The organism is Gottfriedia sp. NPDC057991 (assembly GCF_042886615.1).
GTDB lineage: Bacteria > Bacillota > Bacilli > Bacillales > Bacillaceae_G > Gottfriedia.
In genome coordinates this window covers 430,099-449,821 of sequence record NZ_JBHVQN010000005.1, presented here as the reverse complement: position 1 = coordinate 449,821, position 19,723 = coordinate 430,099, and the positions used below count along the sequence as shown (strand labels likewise).

Genomic DNA, 19,723 nt, shown 5'->3' with positions numbered 1-19,723 from the left:
TCACATTTCTTGTGCTCATGACAATCGCATTTCTTGTGTTCACAGCAATTACATTTCTTGTGCTCGTGGCAATCACATTTCTTGTGCTCATGACAATCGCATTTCTTGTGTTCACAGCAATTACATTTCTTGTGCTCGTGGCAATCACATTTCTTGTGCTCATGACAATTGCATCTCATGTGTTCGCAGCAATCACATTTCTTGTGCTCATGACAATCGCATCTCTTATGTTCGCAACAACATTTGCATGGAGGACATGGCGGACATGGCGGACATGGTGGACACGGCGGACACGGCGGCTTCGGCGGCTTCGGCGGCGGACTTGGTGGCTTCGGCGGCGGACTTGGTGGCTTCGGTGGTACAAGTGGCTTAATTGGTGGGCACGGAGGTCTAGGTTCGCATCTACATGGCTCAGAGTCACATTTACAATTTTTCAATATATATCACCCATTAAAATTGAATTATTTAGGTCTTCAAACTATCAATATGTACAAATAGGACAGCTTGTCAGTGTCTTTGACTATATTTACTTTATTTATTTAGATGAAAATATGTACAAGATGTTAGTCCAAAAAATATAATTCTAAAACTAAAAAAGGTAACTCTCAAAAATAAGAGTTACCTTTTTAGTGTAGTTAAAGTGAATTAATTTCTTCAGTTGAAATTACTTTATTTGACTGCTTTTTATGCAACCATTGATAAATGATTGGTATTACTAAAAAGCTATTTAAAGTAGAGGTGATCATCCCACCTATTACTACAATTCCTAATGTTTGTGAAATGACAGTATCACTTTGATGTGAAAATGCTAATGGTAATAGTGTTAAAATTGTTGTAGCTGCTGTAATTAAGATTGGTCTAATCCTTGAAAGACTACCAGAGATAACGGCGTCTTCAATATTCATACCGTTTTTGCGATTACGTTCAATTTTATCAACTAGTACGATCCCATTTGTCACTACAATTCCTGTTAACATTAAGACCCCAATTAGTGCTGCTAAGTTCCACTCTCCACCTACTATTACTAAAGAGATAACAACACCACTTAATGCTAGTGGGATACTTAATAATACTGAAACTGGAGCTCTCCAGCCTTTAAATAATGATGAAGTAATGACCATAACTAAAAGTATAGAGAACGCTACGGCAATCGACATATCAAAAATCATTTCTTTAACTTGTTGAGTAATACCTCCCATAGAGTAACTTACTCCTTTTGGAAGATCTTGTTTACTAATGACGTTATCAACTTGTTTGGCAACTTTACTAATGTCATTTGAAGTAATTTGACCTGTAACGATTGAATAAGGCTCTCCATTACGTTCATTAATCGTTGAAGGAGCAGTATCTTTCGTAATAGACGCAATTTGGTCAAGTTTGACAGTTTTGTTACTGCTTGTTAGGAAAGTTTCATTTTTAAGCGAATTGATGACATCTTCTGGTGATGCATTTAATTGAACTTGAGTTTTTCCACTACTAATTTGATCAAGATACATGTCAACTGGCAGACTTACATGGTCAACTACAAATGTAGCATCTTTTGACTGTGACATATAACGGTTAGTCACTTTCATTACATCTGCTAATTGAATTCCATTTTGATCAATTGCTTGTTGATTAAATGTAATTTTATATTTTGGAAGACCGGATGTTAAATCTACTTTTCCATCAACACTTAATCCATCAATCTTCACAAGTTTTGATCTCATTTGGTCTGCAATTTTGTCTAGTGTAGCCTGATCAGAGCCTGTAAATATGACTTTCAATAAAGAATCGTCACCGGCAATACTTTGACTTGAAACAGTATAAGCTACGTTGTTAGATAATTTTGGAAGTTGATTTCCAAGTTGTTTAATGATTGTATCTGCTTCTTTTGGGTCTTTTAAAACAACAGCAACATTCGCTACATTAGGTTTTTGTAGGAAACCACCACCTTGGTCGAATACATCGTCACCTTGAGGTGTATTAGTCGAACCAAAATTAGCAGTATACGACTTTACTTTAGGATTTTCTTTTAATTGATTTTCCACTTTTTGAACTTCTGTATCAACTTGCATTAATGTACTACCTTGAGGTAATTCAAGTTTAATTGCGACTTGGCCAGTCTTAGCAGTTGGCAAGAATGATACTGGTAAAAATGATCCATATGCTGCAGCAAAAATAAATAATAGTACGGATATAGTAATAGTTAATTTTTTCTTTTTAATTGTATTTTTTAAGATAGGCTGCATGATTGGTTCTAACGAAACAGCTTTTGTTTTCTTTGTATTATTTTTCCAACCCATTAGTGCAAGTGCTGGAATAACAAGAATTGCTACAAAGAACGATATAATTAAAGAGATAACAACTGACCATGCAAAACCGCTATATGAAGCACTGATTGTTCCACCTACAAAGGCGATTGGAATATAAACAGCAATTGTCGTAAGCGTAGATGCTAAAATAGCAGGTGTCATTTCATAAACTGCCGAACTTAATGAAAATAGTAATGATTTATCAGGATTTTGTTCTCTTTTACGGTACATATTATCAAGGATAACGATGGAATCATCAACAATACGACCCATTGCAACAATTAAACCTGAAACGGTTAAGATATTAAGTGTAATGCCCATTGATTTTAGAATAGCTGTTGTTGCTAATAAAGAAATTGGTAATGAAATTGCAATGGTTAATGTTGATCTAACATTTCGGAAGAAGAAGAATACACAAACCATTGAGAAAAGACAGCCAAGTAAACCTTCGCGAATTAAACCATTTAGTGAATCATTTAATTCTTTTTCACGGTCTAATTGAGGAGTTAACTTTACAGTACCATCTTTTACTTGTTGTAAACCTTTAATTCTTTCTTTCACATTTTTTGCTACGTCTGTAATGTTTGCACTTTGAGTTTTAATAACGTTTAATTGAACACTTGTTTTTCCATCTGTTCTTGCAACAGTTTTTACATCATTTAGGGCGTGAGTAACAGTTGCAAAAGCCGAAAGTGGAACTTGATTACCATCTGAATTTTTGATTTTTACATCACCGAGTTGTTTCTCGTTTAAATTCCATCCATCAAATTTAACTGGAATAGACAATTGGTTTTGTAAGATAGCCCCTTCAGGGAAGGCTGGAATTGATACTGCTAAGGCTTTATTTAAGTCGTCTAAATTAAGTTTATTTTTTGCTAGGTCTTTCGTTCTAACTGTTAGTACGTATCCGTCTTTTGCTCCACCGAATACTGATACATCCGATACACCAGGAACCGTTTTAAGGTGCTGAACAATATCCATTTGTGTAATTGATTTTAATGTATTGTCATCTAATTTATCACTAGTTAAACTGTAAGTTAAAATAGGAAATGAACTAGTTGTAAGTCTTGTAACTAGAGGTTTAGATGTAATTGTCGGAGGAATGTCCGCATTTTCTAATGCTCTATTTACATCAATTTCGGCTTGCTTCATATCTGTATTCATTGGGAAGTACAGACTCATAAAAACGCCACCATCATAAGAGCTTGTTTCAATATCTTGTAATCCTTCTGTTGTTCTTACAGCACTTTCAAGATTATTAGTTATATTTTGTTTTACTTGATCAGCCTGGTACATAGGTAGACGCATGCTTACAGTAAGCGTTGAATTGTTTATACCTGGTAAATAATCGCGTTGCATTTGGTAAGCTGAAATAGCACCCCAAGTTACGATCATTACGACGCAAACAATCATTAAAATTGCTCTTTGCATGGTCCCTTCTATAAATTTTTTCATCTGATACCTCCTTAAATTTTTATGTAATATTGAAAATTATTTCATAAATCAATTCCATGTCATTGTAAATTTCCTAACTGAAACTTTAATGAATAATCAATTAAAATTAGATTAAAATGAAAAAAATACGAATTAAACGTTCTATAATGGCATGTATATAAGGAACTTCTAAGACTAGAATCAGTCTTAAAAATAGAATAGAGTTTTTCGAGACACTAAAACTATTAATAGAAAATAGGTGAGTTAAATGAAGAAAATCTTAATTATTGAAGATGAAGTGAATATAGCTCGAGTTTTAAAATTAGAAATAGAATATGAAGGTTATGAAGTGTTGGTTGAACATAATGGAAAAGCAGGTTTAGAGGCAGCTCTAAGCAAGAATGTCGATCTAATTTTATTAGATGTTATGTTACCTGAATTGAGTGGAATCGAAGTATTAAGAAGAATAAGAAAAACAAATCAATTTGTACCTGTCATTTTATTAACTGCTAGAGATGCGACACATGATAAAATTATCGGACTTGATTACGGTGCAAATGATTATATTACGAAACCTTTTGAAATCGAAGAAGTATTAGCAAGAATACGTTCGTGTTTACGATCAAGTAATCTTGTTCATGAATTTAAGAAAAGCGAAGACGAAGATCCGACTTTAGCGATTGAGGATTTAGTTGTTAATTTAGAAGCTAGGGAAGTAAAGAGGAATGATAAAGTCATTTCATTAACACCAAAAGAGTATGATTTATTAGTTTATCTATTAACAAATCAAAATAAAATTTTGACAAGAGAAGGTATCATAACAACCGTTTGGGGTTATGAGTATGAAGGTGAAACCAATGTTGTTGATGTGTATATTAGACATTTAAGAAAGAAAATTGAAGAGGACTTTGACGTTCCTTTAATTCGAACTATACGAGGTGTGGGGTACACAATGAGGAAGGGTTAAGATGAAAATAACGACTAAAATAAATTTGTTAATTACTTCATGGATCTTAATCATTCTAGTTTTAATTAACGGGTTAGTTTTTTATTTGTTTATGAAAACGACTGTCAATATGGAAGAGCATGTCGTAAGTCAAAAGGCGCATGAAATTTTAAAAAAACATGGAATCCATAACTCATTGGTGATAAATGAAGAAGCATTATATCCATTTATGTCTAATCATTCTTATATTCGAATCATTGATCCAAACTCAAAAATAGTGACAGAAATTAGTAATGATAAACTATTGAATCGTATTAAGCCTAAGTTCACTAAAAAAGAAGAAACGAAGCTAATCCCTTTTAGTGAGCATCAAAATATAGTCGTACGAGTACCAATTTTACAGGACCAAAAGGTGATTGGAACGCTCGAAATTGGTGAGTTATTAGTAGGACTTGAAGGTCGAAAAGATCTGTTATTAACAATAATGGCAATTGTTACTGGTGTTTCTGCAATTTTATCTATGATGGCTGGAAGATGGTTAACACGCATCATAATGAACCCAATTACTTCTATGATTACTACAATGGAAGATATTGAAAAAAGTGGGGTTCCAAAAAAGATTTTAATAAAAAATGAAACGAAAGATGAATTACACAAAATGGCAAGCACGTTTAATCGAATGATCACTAGGCTACAAGAAAACATCGAAAAACAGAAACAGTTTGTTTCAGATGCATCCCATGAGTTAAAAACTCCGATTACTGTCATTAGTAGCTTTGCTAATTTATTAAGAAGACGTGGTTTGAAAAATGAGGAAATGGCGACGGAAGCAATAGAAACGATTTATTCCGAAGCCAACCGTATGCAAGATTTAACAAAAACGCTATTAACTTTGGCCGAATCGGAACATTTAAAGAATATCGAAATGAATCCAGTAGATTTAGTTGCTTTATGTAATTCGACTTTAGTACAACTGCAAAATGTTTATAAACGAGAAATTTCTCTACACGCACAAAAACAGAAAATATTAATTAAAGGTAATGAACTTAAAATTAAACAAGTTATTATTATCTTCTTAGATAATGCAATAAAGTACAGTTCAGACAAAATTGAGGTAAGCATTAGTTGTAGTAGTGAAGCAGCTATTCTTTCAATAAAAGATTACGGAATTGGGATACGAGAGGAAGAATTAGAAAATATTTTTGAACGATTTTATCGAGTTGATAAGGCGCGTAGTCGTGAAACCAGTGGTGGTACTGGACTTGGTCTTTCAATTGCTAAAAATATAATTAGCTTGCATAATGGGAAAATTAATATTAAAAGTGTTGAAAATGTAGGAACGGAAGTAGAGGTAGTATTTCCACTAGAAAAGATTAAGTGAAAATAATCAGTACATGAGTATTGAAGATTGAGGTTTTAAAATGAACGAAATCATCCATTTATTAAATGAATATGGCTATGTAATCCTATTTTTATCATTAATGTTGGAATTGATTATAGTACCTATTCCGAATGAAGCATTGATGAGTTATGTAGGAGTTTTATGTTTTCATGGAAAAATGAATATTGTTTTGTCCATTATTTCTGCCTGGCTTGGAGGAATTGTTGGGATAACCATCTCCTATTGGCTAGGATATAAACTTGGTACACCGTTTTTTCGCAAATTTGGACACTATATCCATATGGGTCCAGAAAAGATCGAAAAGATGTCAAAATGGTATGAAAAATATGGGAAGGTATTATTATTAGTATCTTTCTTTATTCCAGGGATTAGACATTTCGCAAGCATCATATCTGGAATCATTAAATTACCGTATCGATCCTTTGCTATCTTTTCCTATATTGGTGTATTTCTTTGGATTGGAACTTTTATATGGTTAGGTCAGATCATGGGACCAAAATGGGATATCTATCAAGTAGAAATTAAAAAGTGGTTAGTATTAGGTAGTATACTATTAGGTTTTATAGTACTCACTTTCTTTGTTGTTAAAGCAAATAAGGTAATAATTAAAGAGTCATTACTATTAATTTTTGAATCAAGTTTCAAGAGATTTAAAAGTTTCATGAAATTAAAGTTGATTATCCTAACATGTTTAATTTTTTTCGTTACGTTCTTTATCTTAATGATTGGATTAATTCAGGACAAAATTAGTAATGAATTTAATAAATTCAATTCCGTATTCAAGACCATTGTTTTTAATTTATTTAATCAAAATTGGCATGGGAGTATGAACTTTATTTATTCATTATCGACATGGAAGGTTTTGTTGGCAGTCTCGCTTGCTACGATCCTTGTCATTTTAATAAACAACAAAAATAAATGGCTAGAATTGCTCTTTTTTATCGCTAGTTTAGCTGGGATTCTTATCCTATCCGAAGGGGTTCCTTGGATCTTCAACTTTATGTTAGGTAGTAATGTAAGTAAAAACTTTCCAAATGAAAAATCTATGTTGATTTTGACAGTATTAGGTTACTTCATTATTATGTTAATTCGACATAACAAAGCTTATTTACTTAATATCGTAATGTTCTTTTGTTTTATTTTTGTTGTTTTACTATTTTCTATAAGCAGCGTCTATTTGCACCACTTATTGCCTAGTGACATTGCTGCTGGGTTTGTATTCAGCTCAGTTTGGTTAAGTGGAATCATATTCTCACTTGAGTTGTTTCGATTTGTCTCGCTGTTGAAAGAGAATATACGTAAGGAAAAATTGTTAAAAACGCAAGTCGAGTGACTGTAATCTTCCTTTATTACGATTTAAGGAGGTAATGGATTATGAGAGGTAAGAATGTATGGATATTAAGTCTGGTCAGCTTTTTTACAGACATGGGTACTTACATGGTAACACCGTTAATCCCCATTATTCTTTCAGCCTCAGGTCCTTTCATAATCGGTCTTATTGACGGCTTATCGGAAAGTCTAGCTAGTGTATTAAAGTTATATTCTGGTAAGCGTTCAGATCGACTGAAGAACAGAAAAAACTTGGCGATTGTAGGATATGGGTTATCAGGTATAGGAAGGCTTGTACTAATTATCTCAAGTTCATGGATCGGAGTTTTCATTTGGAAGCTAGTTGATCGAACAGGAAAGGGAATTCGTACAGCTCCAAGAGACGCTTTAATATCAGAATCTGGTGGGAAAAATAAGCAAGGTAGAGTTTTCGGTATTCATCAAATGATGGATATGTTAGGAGCTGCTTTAGGAATAGGAACAGCCATTGTTATTTTGCATGTGGTAGGAAATAAAAACATTAAGGATGTGTTTTTATATTCATTGGTTCCGATAACAATTGGATGGATTATTTTATTTAGTGTAAAGGAAAGAATAAATAAACCAATTGAGCAACCAAATAAGCCAGCAAGAAAGTTAGATTTTAAATGGGAGCTTTTAGATTCCAATATAAAGAAACTATTATTAATTGTACTATTGTTTACAATTGTAAATTCATCCAATTCATTTTTGTTATTAAGAGTGGCAAATCTTGGATTCTCGAATCAAAGTGTATTATTGATGTATTTACTATTTCATTTAACAGCTTCTTCCTTTTCTTATATTTCAGGTGCTTTTTCCGATAAATATGGACGCAGAGGAATACTAACGGCTGGTTATGCTTTATATGGAATCGTTTATATCGGATTTGCAGAAGTTCACTCAGCCATTGGTCTAGTCATTCTATTTATTCTATACGGACTTTATTCAGCATTAACAAAAGGGGTTGAAAAAGCACTTGTCGTAGAATTAGCGAGCCCTGATGCGAGGGGGACGGCACTCGGTTTCTATGCGATGGTTTCCGGAATCGGATTTTTTCCAGCTTCGTTGCTAACAGGGTGGTTATGGCAACAATTTGGAGCTACTACTTCATTTTATATTAATGGAGTGATTGCATTATTTACTGCTTTATTGTTAATGAGAGTGTTGAAGAGAATTAAAGAAGTTACTTAAAAAACTATATAGACTATTAGTATAAAAAACAGAAAAACTAACATGAAAAGTTTTTCTGTTTTTTTATGGAAGTTTAATGATGATTAAGCCATTCTAACTCAACCTTTAAAAGATTTATAAATTTAACAACGAGTTAAATACGTTTGGTTTTATTAGCTCAAGTGACTAGTCTACATTTCTGTAATATCAGAAATAGCACGATAAAGAATATCTAACATTTCATCAAGCTCCGATTCCTTTGACGCTAATGGTGGCATAATTACAATAACATTTCCAAGGGGACGGGTGAGTAGTCCAAGCTCTTTTGCTCTTTTCGTTACTTTCACACCAATTCGTTCGTTCCAATGGAAAGCTTCTTTAGTATCCTTTGATTTTACTAGTTCAATTCCAATCATCAAGCCACTTTGACGTATATCTCCAACATGTTTTAATTCATTAAATTGCATCAGTTTCTCTTGGACATAAGACGAGATTTTTTCGACATGGTGTAATAATTGTGTTGTATTAAATAGATCTAAATTCGCTAATGCAACAGCGCATCCAAGGGGATTACCTGTATAACTGTGACCATGAAAGAAAGTTCTTTGTTCTTCGTATGTACCTAAAAATGCATCATAAATTCTGTTTGTCGTTAAAGTTGCTGCTACAGGTAAATAGCCGCCTGTTAATCCTTTTCCGCAAGTTAAAATATCTGGCGTAACTCCCTCTAGCTCACAAGCAAACATTTTACCGGTTCGACCAAATCCTGTAGCAACTTCATCAGCTATTAACAATACATCATATTTTATGCATAGTTCCTGTATTGCTTTTAAATATCCTTTTGGCATGACAATAATACCACTTGCTCCTTGAACAATTGGTTCAATAATTAATGCCGCAATTGAATTAGCCTTTTCGATAAATAAATTTTCCACCTCGTTTAAATAGGAATTTATTATTTCTTCTTCAGATCCCACATATTTTGAACGATAAAGATGTGGATAGGAAACCTTTATACTTGGAAACAGTAACTCGTTATATGCTTGATGATACAAATCAATTGCCCCTACGGACACTGCTCCGATTGTATCTCCGTGATAAGATTCCTTCATCGTAACAAATGTATTTTTACCGGCTCTCCCTAAGTTTCGCCAGTATTGATAGGCCATTTTAATCGCAATTTCTACAGAGGTAGCTCCTGAGTCTGAATAAAAAACTTTCTCTAAGCCGATAGGAGAAATTTCAACTAGTCTCTCTGCTAAAAGAATCGCAGGTATATTGGCCATTCCAAGAAGTGTTGAATGAGCAACCTTCTCTAATTGTTCATGAATAGCTTCATTTAATTCTTGAATATTATGACCGTGAACATTTAACCAAATAGAGGATACTCCATCATAATATTCATTGCCTAATACATCATATAGTTTTCGATCTTTACCATGTGAAATAATTAGCGGATCTTCGTTTATATAATCCTTCATTTGGGTAAATGGGTGCCAAAGATACTGTTTATTTTTTTTAGATAAATCTTGATAGAGTTCATGATTCATATATGTTCCCCCACCTGTTTTATATGTTAACCTAAAATTATAGTTTGGTTGACATATATTTCAATTGCATGTTAATTTAATTTTGTTGGTTTGTCAAATTTTGCTAATTTGTCAAACTCATAAACTAATAGGGGGGATACAATGCAAAATAGGACACTATCATTAACAGCAATATCATTATTTGCCTCGCTAACATCGATTGGAGCCTTTATAAAGATTCCTTTACCAGTGATTCCTTTTACGCTTCAAATACTATTCGTATTTTTAGCGGGCTGCCTTTTAGGAAGTAAAAAAGGGATGATGAGTCAACTACTGTATGTTGGAATTGGATTAATCGGAATACCAGTATTTGCTTCGGGTGGTGGGCCAGAATATGTTTTAAAACCAACATTTGGCTATTTAATCGGTTTCATTATTGCTGCGTTTGTAATTGGATCGATCGTTGAAAAAATGAAGGAACCAAAACTTAAGAATTTTATTTTTGCGAATGTAATCGGTTTAATGATTGTTTATATTTTAGGCATTACATATGTATACATTTCATTAAACACTTGGTTAGATAGTCCGGTTTCATTAAAACAAGTTCTAATGATGGGACTCGTATATAGTATTGGGCAAGATTTGTTACTAGCTGTTTTTGGAGGAGTATTGGCGGTGCGCCTACATTCTCATTTTGCAAAAGCTAGAGAAAATGAAAAAAAGGTGGCTGCTTAAGATGGGAAAAGGATATTTTGTTACTGGGATCGATACGAATATTGGAAAAACTTATGTAACTGCTCAAATGGTGGCTTGCTTGCAAAACAAAGGAATCAATGCAATTCCTTATAAGCCAATTCAAAGTGGAGTAGTCGATATTAACAATAGAATCATAGGTGAAGATGTTGCCTTTTATAAAGAGAAACTAGAACTATCAGAAGAACATGATTACTACAGTACATACACAATGAAAACACCTGTTTCACCACATTTAGCTAGTAGATTAGAAGATGTTTTTATTGATGAGCAAGTTATTTTAGAAAAATATAAGCAATTAGAAAATAAGCATGATGTTGTTTTTGTTGAAGGAGCGGGTGGAGTTGCGGTTCCGTTAAAAGAAAATTTTGGAACGATTGATTTAATAAAACTATTAAACTTACCAGTAATCCTTGTTACATCATTAAAGCTAGGAACAATTAATCATACAGTATTAACAACTGAATATTTAAAATCACACAAAATTAATCTAATGGGCTTATTAATTAATAAAGTACCAACAGTTATGAGTGAAATGGAAAAAGATAATTTAGTTATGCTAGAAAAATTAACAGGTCATAACATTCTTGGAGTCATACCAGAGCAGATGGATTTCTTTACAGAAACATCTATTTTAGAATTTCAGCAATTATTAACGAAAAATCAATGAAATGGTGAGTGATCATATGAATTGGACTAAATTAGCGCAAGAGGTTATTCTAGGTAAAGAAATTTCAGATGAGGAAGCTTTAAGCATATTGTCATGTGAAGATGATGACTTACTTTCACTTTTACACGGTGCATTTATCATTAGGAAACACTATTATGGAAAAAAAGTTAAACTGAATATGATCATTAATGCTAAAAGTGGTTATTGTCCTGAGGATTGTGGCTATTGTTCTCAGTCTTCAATTTCTAGTGCACCGATTGAGAAATATCCTTTTTTATCTAAAGAAGAAATTCTTGATGGGGCAAAGCGCGCCTTTGAATTAAAAGCAGGTACATATTGCATTGTTGCAAGTGGACGAGGACCAACGAACCGAGATGTAAATGTTGTTACTGATGCAGTTAAGGAAATTAAAGAATTATATGGTTTGAAAGTATGTGCTTGTTTAGGGCTTATTAAGGATCAACAAGCGAATGAACTTAAAGAAGCAGGTGTTGATCGATATAATCATAATTTAAATACTTCAGCTGAGCATCATAATTACATAACGACAACCCATACTTATCAAGATCGAATTGATACAGTTGAAAAAGTTAAACAGTCAGGTATATCTCCGTGCTCCGGAGCTATTATTGGGATGAAGGAAACAAAACAAGATGTTATTTCAATCGCAAGGTCATTACGACAATTAGATGCAGATTCTATTCCAGTAAACTTTTTACATGCTATTGATGGAACGAAACTAGCGGGCGTGAACGAATTAAATCCGCGTTATTGTTTAAAAGTGTTAGCACTTTTCCGATTCATTAATCCAACAAAAGAAATTCGTATTTCTGGAGGACGCGAAGTAAATTTACGTAGTTTACAACCTCTTGGCCTTTATGCTGCTAATAGTATTTTTATAGGTGATTATTTGACTACGGAGGGTCAGGAGACAAATAGTGATCATGCAATGCTAGAAGATTTAGGTTTTGAGATTGAGTTGGTTGGAAAACAAGAAGAGATATTTTCATAATAAAAAAAACGAAAATCTTTAAAATGAGATTTTCGTTTTTTTTTGTTTTATAGATAAATAAGTTATTCTTATATAATTTATGATGCTAAATACTTATCAATAATTCTATTAAGCTCTAATTCTTCTGTTGATGATAAAACAAAATTTGCATGGCTTAAAATAGTAGAGTCTCCAATTGCAACAGAGAACATATTTGCAGCATTAATTGCATCAACACCTGCAGCTGCATCCTCCACACCGATACAGTTTTCAGGGCAAGCCGAAACTGCTTTAGCAGCTTTTAGAAATACTTCTGGATCTGGTTTTGAATTAGTGACCGTTGCAGCGTCAACAATGTGATCAAAATAAGAGGTAATTCCTAAAGCATTAGCAACCATTAATGCATTCTTTGAAGCCGAAGCCATTGCAATTTTAATGCCTGCTTTCTTGATTTGAATTAAGAAAGATTCGATTCCTGGTAATAGGTCTTTTTCAGAAATATTACGGATTAGTTCAACATAATGAGCATTCTTTTGCGTTGCTAACTCATTTTTTTCAGACTCGGAGAAATCATTTTGTCTGTTTCCTAATCTTAGGATTCTTTCTAATGAATCTGTTCTACTTACTCCTTTTAGCGTTTCATTAAACTCTCGATCAAAAGGAATTCCTAAGTCTTCACCTAGTTTTTTCCATGCTAAATAATGAAATTCAGCAGTATCAGTAATTACGCCATCTAAGTCAAAAATAATCGCTTCAATTTGTTTATTCAAAATGGTACCCCCATTATTTCAATCAATTTATTTTGGCAACTGATTTTCGTTCGACCAGCTTTGTTGGAACAATAATGTGCTCTGATTTTTCAGGTTCATTTTTTATTCGCTTAAACAGTATGTCTGTAGCTATTTCACCAAGCTTCTTAATCGGAATTTCAATCCCAGTTAAAGGTGGTGAGAATAAAGGTGAAAAAATCCCATTATTATATCCAATAATTGATATATCTTTCGGAATAGATATTCCTAACTTTGCAGTTGTATTATAAAGTCCAATAACCTTTAGATCATCTATTGCAAAAATTGCAGTAGGTAAATCTTTAGATTTCAAAAGTGATTCTGAAACTTCATATGCTCTTTCCATTGTATAACCACTATCAATAATTCGATCAGGGCGAAGAGGAATTCCGTTATCAATTAGACATTTTTTATATCCTTCCAATCTGTCAATCGATACATGGTAATCGAGAGAAGAATGAAGACATGCAATGTCAGTGTGTCCTTGATTGATTAAGTGTTGGACTAATTGATAGCTATCATTAAAATTATCAGTATCTACTGAATAAATATGTTGATAATTTCCTTCTACTCTTCCAATAACTACTACTGGAATTTCATATTTATCTAATTCTTTGAAAAAGTCTTCATTTGCAGGTGAGCTCAGCATTAGAATACCCTTAATCATTTTCCCACGAATTTTCTCGATACATTTATTTAATTCATCTTTGCTATTTTTAGATGTCTGAATAATGACATCGAAATTTTCTACTTCTGATCTCGTTGAAATAGAGTGAATAATTTCAGAGAAAAACGTATTTCCGGCAGTTGTTTTTGTAGAACGAGACATCACCAATATTGCATCAAAACCTGATGATGTAAGTGCTCGAGCTAATTTATTTGGCTGATAATTTAATTCTTCAATTGCCTTCATTACTCGATTACGACTTTCTTCTGAAATATTATCTTTATTATTTAGTACTCGAGATACAGTGGACTTTGAAACGTTAGCTACACGAGCAATATCATAAATAGTAGGGCCCATTTGTATACTCCATTCTTGTTTAAAGTGATTTTAGTAAAAACGTTTACATTTTATCGTTATTAATTATTTTTAAAAAAGTTAAGAACCTGTAATGTTCGGGAAAATTATATCAAAATATTTTTTTGTAACGAATAGCTAGGAGCGGCTGCCAAAAAAATATTGTTCATAATATACATTGATAGTAACGATTTATTTTTAAATTTGTCAAGACTGTGAACAGCGAATAGTTAAATTAAACTTGTTTCATGTTGTAAACATTACTAGGGCAATTATAGGGAGAATAGAAAAAAGTAGCAATACTAATTATTTAGTAATAAAAATAAAACGATTTAAATTATTCTATTAAAGTAAATTGATTGCTAATAAAAAAATAAATTTTTATAAATATTTTAAATTGACAGTAAGCGCTTTCTATAATATATTGAATTTGGGAGCGGTACCAGTCGTGTACCAATTTTTTTTACATCTCTGTGGGAGCGATACCACAAGGAGGGATCATATGAGTAAAATAAAAGAAAGATTAGCTTTTATTTATGAAAATGAAGACATAAATCAGATTAATAGCTTAATAGAGAAACGAATTGAAGAAGCTAAATTAAAAATTACGAAAAAAAGAAAACAAAATTGGGATGAGTCAGATGTTGTATTAATTACTTATGGCGATCAGTTTCAAGAAGAGGGAAAACCAACATTAGAAACATTTAAAAAAATGTTTGATGCACATTTAGCAAATAAATTTGAACTTGTTCATATTTTACCTTTTTATCCTTATACATCCGATGATGGTTTTTCTGTAGTTGACTATAAAAAAGTAAATCCAGATTTAGGAGATTGGTCACATATTGAGAATTTATCAAAATCAGCGAGAATCATGTTTGATTATGTATGTAATCACATTTCTAGTAAGAGTGAATGGTTCCAAGGCTATTTAAATGGTGATTCAAAATATAAAGATTACTTCGTTGGAATGGATCCATCAATTGATTTAAGCTCAGTAACTAGACCTAGAGCACTTCCATTGCTATCAAAGTTTAAATTAGCGAATAGTGAGGAAAAATACATTTGGACAACGTTTAGTGACGATCAAATTGATTTAAACTTTAGTAATCCACAGGTTTTATTAGATATGGTTGATGTTTTACTATTTTACCTGGAACAAGGAGCAGAATATGTAAGACTTGATGCTGTAGGATATATGTGGAAAGAAGTTGGAACTTCTTGTATCCATCTAGAAAAAACACATGAAATCGTTAAATTATTCCGTGATTTATTAGATGAAGCTGCAAAAGGTACAGTAATGATTACTGAAACAAATGTACCTCATTTAGATAATATTTCTTATTTCGGTAACGGACATGATGAGGCACATATGGTTTACCAATTTCCACTGCCTCCATTAGTTTTATACTCACTTCATAAAGGGAATGGAAGTGCATTAACAAATTGGGCAAAAAATCTTGAAGGTTCTGGAGAAGAAACAACCTTCTTCAACTTCTTGGCTTCTCATGATGGAATTGGTTTAAATCCGATTCGTGGAATTATCCCTGAAGAAGAAATACTTTCATTAGTAGAAGATTTAAAAGTAGAAGGTGCACTTGTAAATTATAAGAAAAATTCAGATGGTACTGAAAGTCCATATGAAATTAATGTAACTTACTTAGATGCTTTAAATAAACAATCATCGAGTGATGAACTAAGAGTAAAGAAATTCCTATTAGCACATTCAATTTTATTAACATTCCAAGGTGTACCGGCAATTTATATTCAAAGTATGCTTGGTTCAAGAAATGATTATGCAGGTGTAGAAAGAACAGGTATGAATCGTTCGATAAATCGTCAAAAATATTCATTTGTTGAAATTGAAAAAGAATTAAATGAAGTTGGATCATTAAGAAATAAGATTTTTACAGAACTTACAAATATTATTCAAGTACGTAAAGAAGAAAAACTATTTAATCCGAATACAAAAATGGAAGTACTTGATTTGAATGAAAATGTATTCGCTATTAAACGAGTAGAGGAAGATGATAGCATTGTCATTCTTCATAATCTATCAAATGAAAAAGTTTTATGCGGTTTCAATGGAAAGTACAAAAATATTTTAACTGAAGAAGTTGAAGAATTTAATGAATCTATTTCTTTAGATCCATATCAATACATTTGGTTAAAACCAGTAAATTAGGAGGAAGAACAATGAAGAAATTTCTAAGTATGTTCTTGGTTTTAATGTTAGCTGTTGGATTAACAGCTTGTGGTGGTAAAAAAGAGAATGGTAAAGTAACGATCGAATTTATGCATTCTTCTGTTGAACAAGAAAGATTAGCAGTTATTACAGACTTAATTTCAAAATTTGAAAAAGCAAATCCAAATATTAAAGTAAAGCAAGTTCCAGTTGAGGAAGATGCATACAATACAAAGGTTGTAACATTAGCAAGCTCTGGTAAACTTCCAGCAGTAATTGAAGTTGGACAAGACTATGCAAAAGTTATGGACAAGGACGAATTAATTGATAAAGATGCAGTTAAATCTGTCATCTCTAAAGTTGGGGAAGATAAGTATTATGAAGGTGCGTTAAAACTTTTAAAAACTGAGGACGGAAAAAATTATACAGGTGTTCCTATTAGCGGTTGGGTACAAGGAATTTGGTATAACAAGCAAATGCTTGCCGACAAAGGATTCACAGAACCTAAAAACTGGGATGATGTTTTAAAGATTGCAAAGGCCTTTACGAATAGTGGAAATAAAAAATACGGTATTGCACTTCCAACTGTTGAAGGTGGTTTTTCTGAGCAAGCCTTCTCACAATTCGCTTTATCAAACAATGCAAATATGTTCGATAGCAAAGGTAATTTAACATTAGATACACCTGAAATGAAAGAAGCTGTAAGTTACTACAAAGAATTATCAAAATACACAATGCCAGGTTCTAATGATGTTACAGAAGTAAAAGATGCATTCATGAATGGATCTGCTCCAATGGCTGTTTATTCTACTTATATTCTTCCTTCAGTATATGAAGAAGGAAAAACAAACAATATTGGATTTGTAATTCCAACTGAAAAAACAAAAGCAGTTTATGGAACAGTTTCTGCTTACACGATATCTTCTGGTTTAGATGATGATCAAAAAGCTGCAGCAGAAAAATTAGTAGAGTTTATGGCAAAACCTGAAAATAATACGAAGTTAGTATTAATGTCTCCAGGTGGATCTCAACCAGTAAATAAAGATGTAACAGAAAGCAAAGAATATAAAGAAAATAAAGTTGTAAATTCATTTGGTGAACTTTCAACTGAAATCGCTAGCGCGTTTGATAACATTCAAGTATTTGGTCTTGTTGATAACAAGAACTTCTTAAAAATGGGTGATGTTACAAGTTCAGGAGCAGTTGCTAAGTTAATTAATGAAGTGACTGTTGGTGGAAAAAGCGTAGATTCTGCTATTAAAGAAGCGGGAGAAAAATTAAAAGGTGTAATTAAATAAACTTTTAATTCAATTTAAATTTCTTAATTACTGAAAGTTGTTTAAGAAGAACGAACGCTTGAAAAGCAAGCTAAGTTGCTTTTTAAACAACTTTTCTTTATCACCAATCTATTAAATGAGAGAATAGATTGTTTTTTAGGAGGTAGTATGAAACCGATTGTCCGAAAAAAATCTGATATAAAGCTAGCCATGGCACTACTTTTACCAAGTATTTTCCTACTATTATTACTAGTTGCTTATCCGATGTTATCTAATATTAAAATAAGTTTCTTTGATCAGCCAATTAACCCTAGACTACCAGCTAAGTTTGTTGGTTTGTCTCATTACACGGATGTTATTAAGGATATTGAGTTTTATAAATCTTTAGGAATTACTATTCTATATACAGTATTAACTGTAGCTGGTAGTACTGTAATTGGTCTAGGTGTTGCGTTATTCTTTAATCGACCATTTAAGTTTCGTAAAACTGCTCGATCTTTAATTATCTTATCTTATGTAACTCCATCTATTTCATTAGTTTTTGCTTGGAAATATATGTTTAATAACTCATATGGGATTATTAATTACTTAGGAACGGATGTTTTCCATCTATTTAAAAGTGCACCATTATGGTTTGACAATCCAGTTAGTAGTTTTATTATTGTAGTCGTTTTCGCTATTTGGAAGTATTTCCCTTATGCATTTATTTCGTTTTTAGCAATCTTGCAAACGATTGATAAAACATTATACGAAGCTGCTGATATTGATGGGGCTTCACTTTGGCAAAAGTTTAAAGTTGTAACTTTACCAGCGATTATGCCGGTATTACTAACGGTTGTAACTTTACGATTTATTTGGATGTTCTACATGTTTACAGATGTTTATTTATTAACAAACAAAGTAAATATTTTAGGTATTTATTTATATGAAACAGCGTTTGCTTTCAATAATCTAGGAAAAGCATCGTCAATTTCAGTAATCTTATTCATCATATTATTCATTGTTATTATCGTATCAAGAAAGAGGGTGAACTTAAATGGCAGCAGTAAGTAGCAAAAGAAATAAAATTATTAAGAAAACTGGTTTCTACGTTGTGCTGATCCTAATACTAGGAATCATGTTATTTCCATTCTTTATTATGCTAATGACGTCATTAAAAAGTTCAAAAGAAGCAATTGCAACAAATCCGACAATATTGCCACATGAATGGACTTTCCAGCATTATATTGACATTTTTAACCCAACAATTTTCCCATATTTAAACTACTTCAAAAATAGTTTAATCGTTTCAATAATAGCAGCAACATTATCAGTAGTACTTGGAATATTAGGAGCGTACGCATTATCGAAACTGAAATTTAAAGGAAGGGTCACAATTAATGCTAGTTTTTACACTGTATATATGTTTTCAGGGATTTTACTAGTAGTTCCTTTATTCAAAATAATTTCTGGCTTTGGCTTATATGATACAAAAATGGCATTGATCATTACGATGATTGTGCAGACCCTTCCAACAGCGATTTTTATGTTAAGGAGTTATTTCGATACAATACCTGAAGATTTAGAAGAAGCGGCTATGATTGATGGTCTTAGTCGATTAAAAATAATTTTCTATATTATTATTCCTTTATCAATATCGGGAATCGTTTCTGTTTTCGTATATGCATTTATGATTGCATGGAATGATTACTTATTTGCATCAATTTTCTTATCAAGTTCAGAAAACTTTACGTTACCAATCGGTTTAAATACTTTATTTAGTACACCAGATTATGTGTGGGGTCGTATGATGGCAGCATCTTTAGTTACTGCTTTACCAGTCGTTATTATGTATGCATTATCCGAGCACTTTATTAAAGGGAATTTAACTGAAGGTGGAGTAAAAGGTTAATTCGAAACAATTTTTTACTGAA

At 32.3% G+C, this 19,723-nt stretch carries 16 protein-coding genes; 12 read left to right on the top strand and 4 right to left on the bottom strand.

Features of this window, described 5'->3' with window-relative positions; genetic code table 11:
• Positions 1–243: 243 nt before the first annotated feature.
• Positions 244–498, top strand: coding sequence for a hypothetical protein (locus ACFVR2_RS18630; protein ID WP_387364995.1), 255 nt, complete (start codon positions 244–246; stop codon positions 496–498).
• Positions 499–635: 137 nt separating this feature from the next.
• Here the strand turns inward: ACFVR2_RS18630 and ACFVR2_RS18625 are convergent, their stop codons facing one another.
• Complete coding sequence (locus tag ACFVR2_RS18625; protein WP_387364992.1) at positions 636–3,749, bottom strand: efflux RND transporter permease subunit; 3,114 nt, start codon at positions 3,747–3,749, stop codon at positions 636–638.
• Between the two features lie 247 nt (positions 3,750–3,996).
• On the opposite strand from ACFVR2_RS18625, the gene ACFVR2_RS18620 reads away from it, so the two are divergent.
• Genes ACFVR2_RS18620 through ACFVR2_RS18605 form a run of 4 tightly spaced genes read left to right on the top strand, consistent with a single transcriptional unit; the run spans position 3,997 to position 8,617 of the window.
• Positions 3,997–4,695 carry a response regulator transcription factor gene (locus ACFVR2_RS18620; protein ID WP_387364989.1) on the top strand — a complete coding sequence of 233 codons (699 nt, stop codon included), beginning with the start codon at positions 3,997–3,999 and terminating at the stop codon, positions 4,693–4,695.
• A gap of 1 nt (position 4,696) precedes the next feature.
• On the top strand, positions 4,697–6,055 hold the full coding sequence (locus ACFVR2_RS18615) for an ATP-binding protein (RefSeq protein WP_387364986.1): 1,359 nt from the start codon (positions 4,697–4,699) through the stop codon (positions 6,053–6,055).
• Positions 6,056–6,095: 40 nt separating this feature from the next.
• On the top strand, positions 6,096–7,409 hold the full coding sequence (locus tag ACFVR2_RS18610; protein WP_387364983.1) for a VTT domain-containing protein: 1,314 nt from the start codon (positions 6,096–6,098) through the stop codon (positions 7,407–7,409).
• Between the two features lie 41 nt (positions 7,410–7,450).
• Positions 7,451–8,617: an MFS transporter gene (locus tag ACFVR2_RS18605; protein WP_387364980.1), complete on the top strand. Its 1,167-nt coding sequence runs from the start codon at positions 7,451–7,453 to the stop codon at positions 8,615–8,617.
• Positions 8,618–8,787: 170 nt separating this feature from the next.
• Here ACFVR2_RS18605 and bioA read toward each other — a convergent pair whose 3' ends face one another.
• A complete protein-coding gene (gene bioA / locus ACFVR2_RS18600) occupies positions 8,788–10,146 on the bottom strand; it encodes an adenosylmethionine--8-amino-7-oxononanoate transaminase (RefSeq protein WP_387364977.1) in 1,359 nt (452 codons plus the stop codon).
• A gap of 141 nt (positions 10,147–10,287) precedes the next feature.
• On the opposite strand from bioA, the gene ACFVR2_RS18595 reads away from it, so the two are divergent.
• From ACFVR2_RS18595 to bioB, 3 genes are read left to right on the top strand one after another with little or no spacing between them, the layout of a single operon-like run.
• Positions 10,288–10,860 carry a biotin transporter BioY gene (locus tag ACFVR2_RS18595; protein WP_387364974.1) on the top strand — a complete coding sequence of 191 codons (573 nt, stop codon included), beginning with the start codon at positions 10,288–10,290 and terminating at the stop codon, positions 10,858–10,860.
• 1 nt (position 10,861) lies between these two features.
• Entirely contained in the window at positions 10,862–11,548 is a 687-nt protein-coding gene (gene bioD, locus ACFVR2_RS18590) for a dethiobiotin synthase (protein WP_387364971.1), read from the top strand.
• 16 nt (positions 11,549–11,564) lie between these two features.
• Positions 11,565–12,560, top strand: a complete 996-nt coding sequence (bioB, locus tag ACFVR2_RS18585; RefSeq protein ID WP_387364968.1) for a biotin synthase BioB — start codon at positions 11,565–11,567, stop codon at positions 12,558–12,560.
• Between the two features lie 77 nt (positions 12,561–12,637).
• Here bioB and pgmB read toward each other — a convergent pair whose 3' ends face one another.
• Together pgmB and ACFVR2_RS18575 are read right to left on the bottom strand one after the other, a co-directional pair.
• Positions 12,638–13,309 (bottom strand): beta-phosphoglucomutase, encoded by a 672-nt coding sequence (pgmB, locus tag ACFVR2_RS18580; RefSeq protein WP_387364964.1) that lies wholly within the window; start codon positions 13,307–13,309, stop codon positions 12,638–12,640.
• A gap of 22 nt (positions 13,310–13,331) precedes the next feature.
• Positions 13,332–14,351, bottom strand: coding sequence for a LacI family DNA-binding transcriptional regulator (locus ACFVR2_RS18575; RefSeq protein WP_387364961.1), 1,020 nt, complete (start codon positions 14,349–14,351; stop codon positions 13,332–13,334).
• Positions 14,352–14,850: 499 nt separating this feature from the next.
• Here ACFVR2_RS18575 and ACFVR2_RS18570 point away from each other — a divergent pair, with 499 nt between their 5' ends.
• The 4 genes from ACFVR2_RS18570 (at position 14,851) to ACFVR2_RS18555 (ending at position 19,701) form a co-directional block, all read left to right on the top strand.
• Entirely contained in the window at positions 14,851–16,533 is a 1,683-nt protein-coding gene (locus tag ACFVR2_RS18570; protein WP_387364957.1) for a sugar phosphorylase, read from the top strand.
• 11 nt (positions 16,534–16,544) lie between these two features.
• Entirely contained in the window at positions 16,545–17,831 is a 1,287-nt protein-coding gene (locus ACFVR2_RS18565; protein ID WP_387364954.1) for an ABC transporter substrate-binding protein, read from the top strand.
• Positions 17,832–17,978: 147 nt separating this feature from the next.
• Positions 17,979–18,863 carry a carbohydrate ABC transporter permease gene (locus ACFVR2_RS18560; RefSeq protein ID WP_387364951.1) on the top strand — a complete coding sequence of 295 codons (885 nt, stop codon included), beginning with the start codon at positions 17,979–17,981 and terminating at the stop codon, positions 18,861–18,863.
• On the top strand, positions 18,847–19,701 hold the full coding sequence (locus tag ACFVR2_RS18555) for a carbohydrate ABC transporter permease (RefSeq protein ID WP_387364948.1): 855 nt from the start codon (positions 18,847–18,849) through the stop codon (positions 19,699–19,701). Before ACFVR2_RS18560 ends, ACFVR2_RS18555 begins: the two co-directional genes overlap by 17 nt.
• Positions 19,702–19,723: the final 22 nt, after the last annotated feature.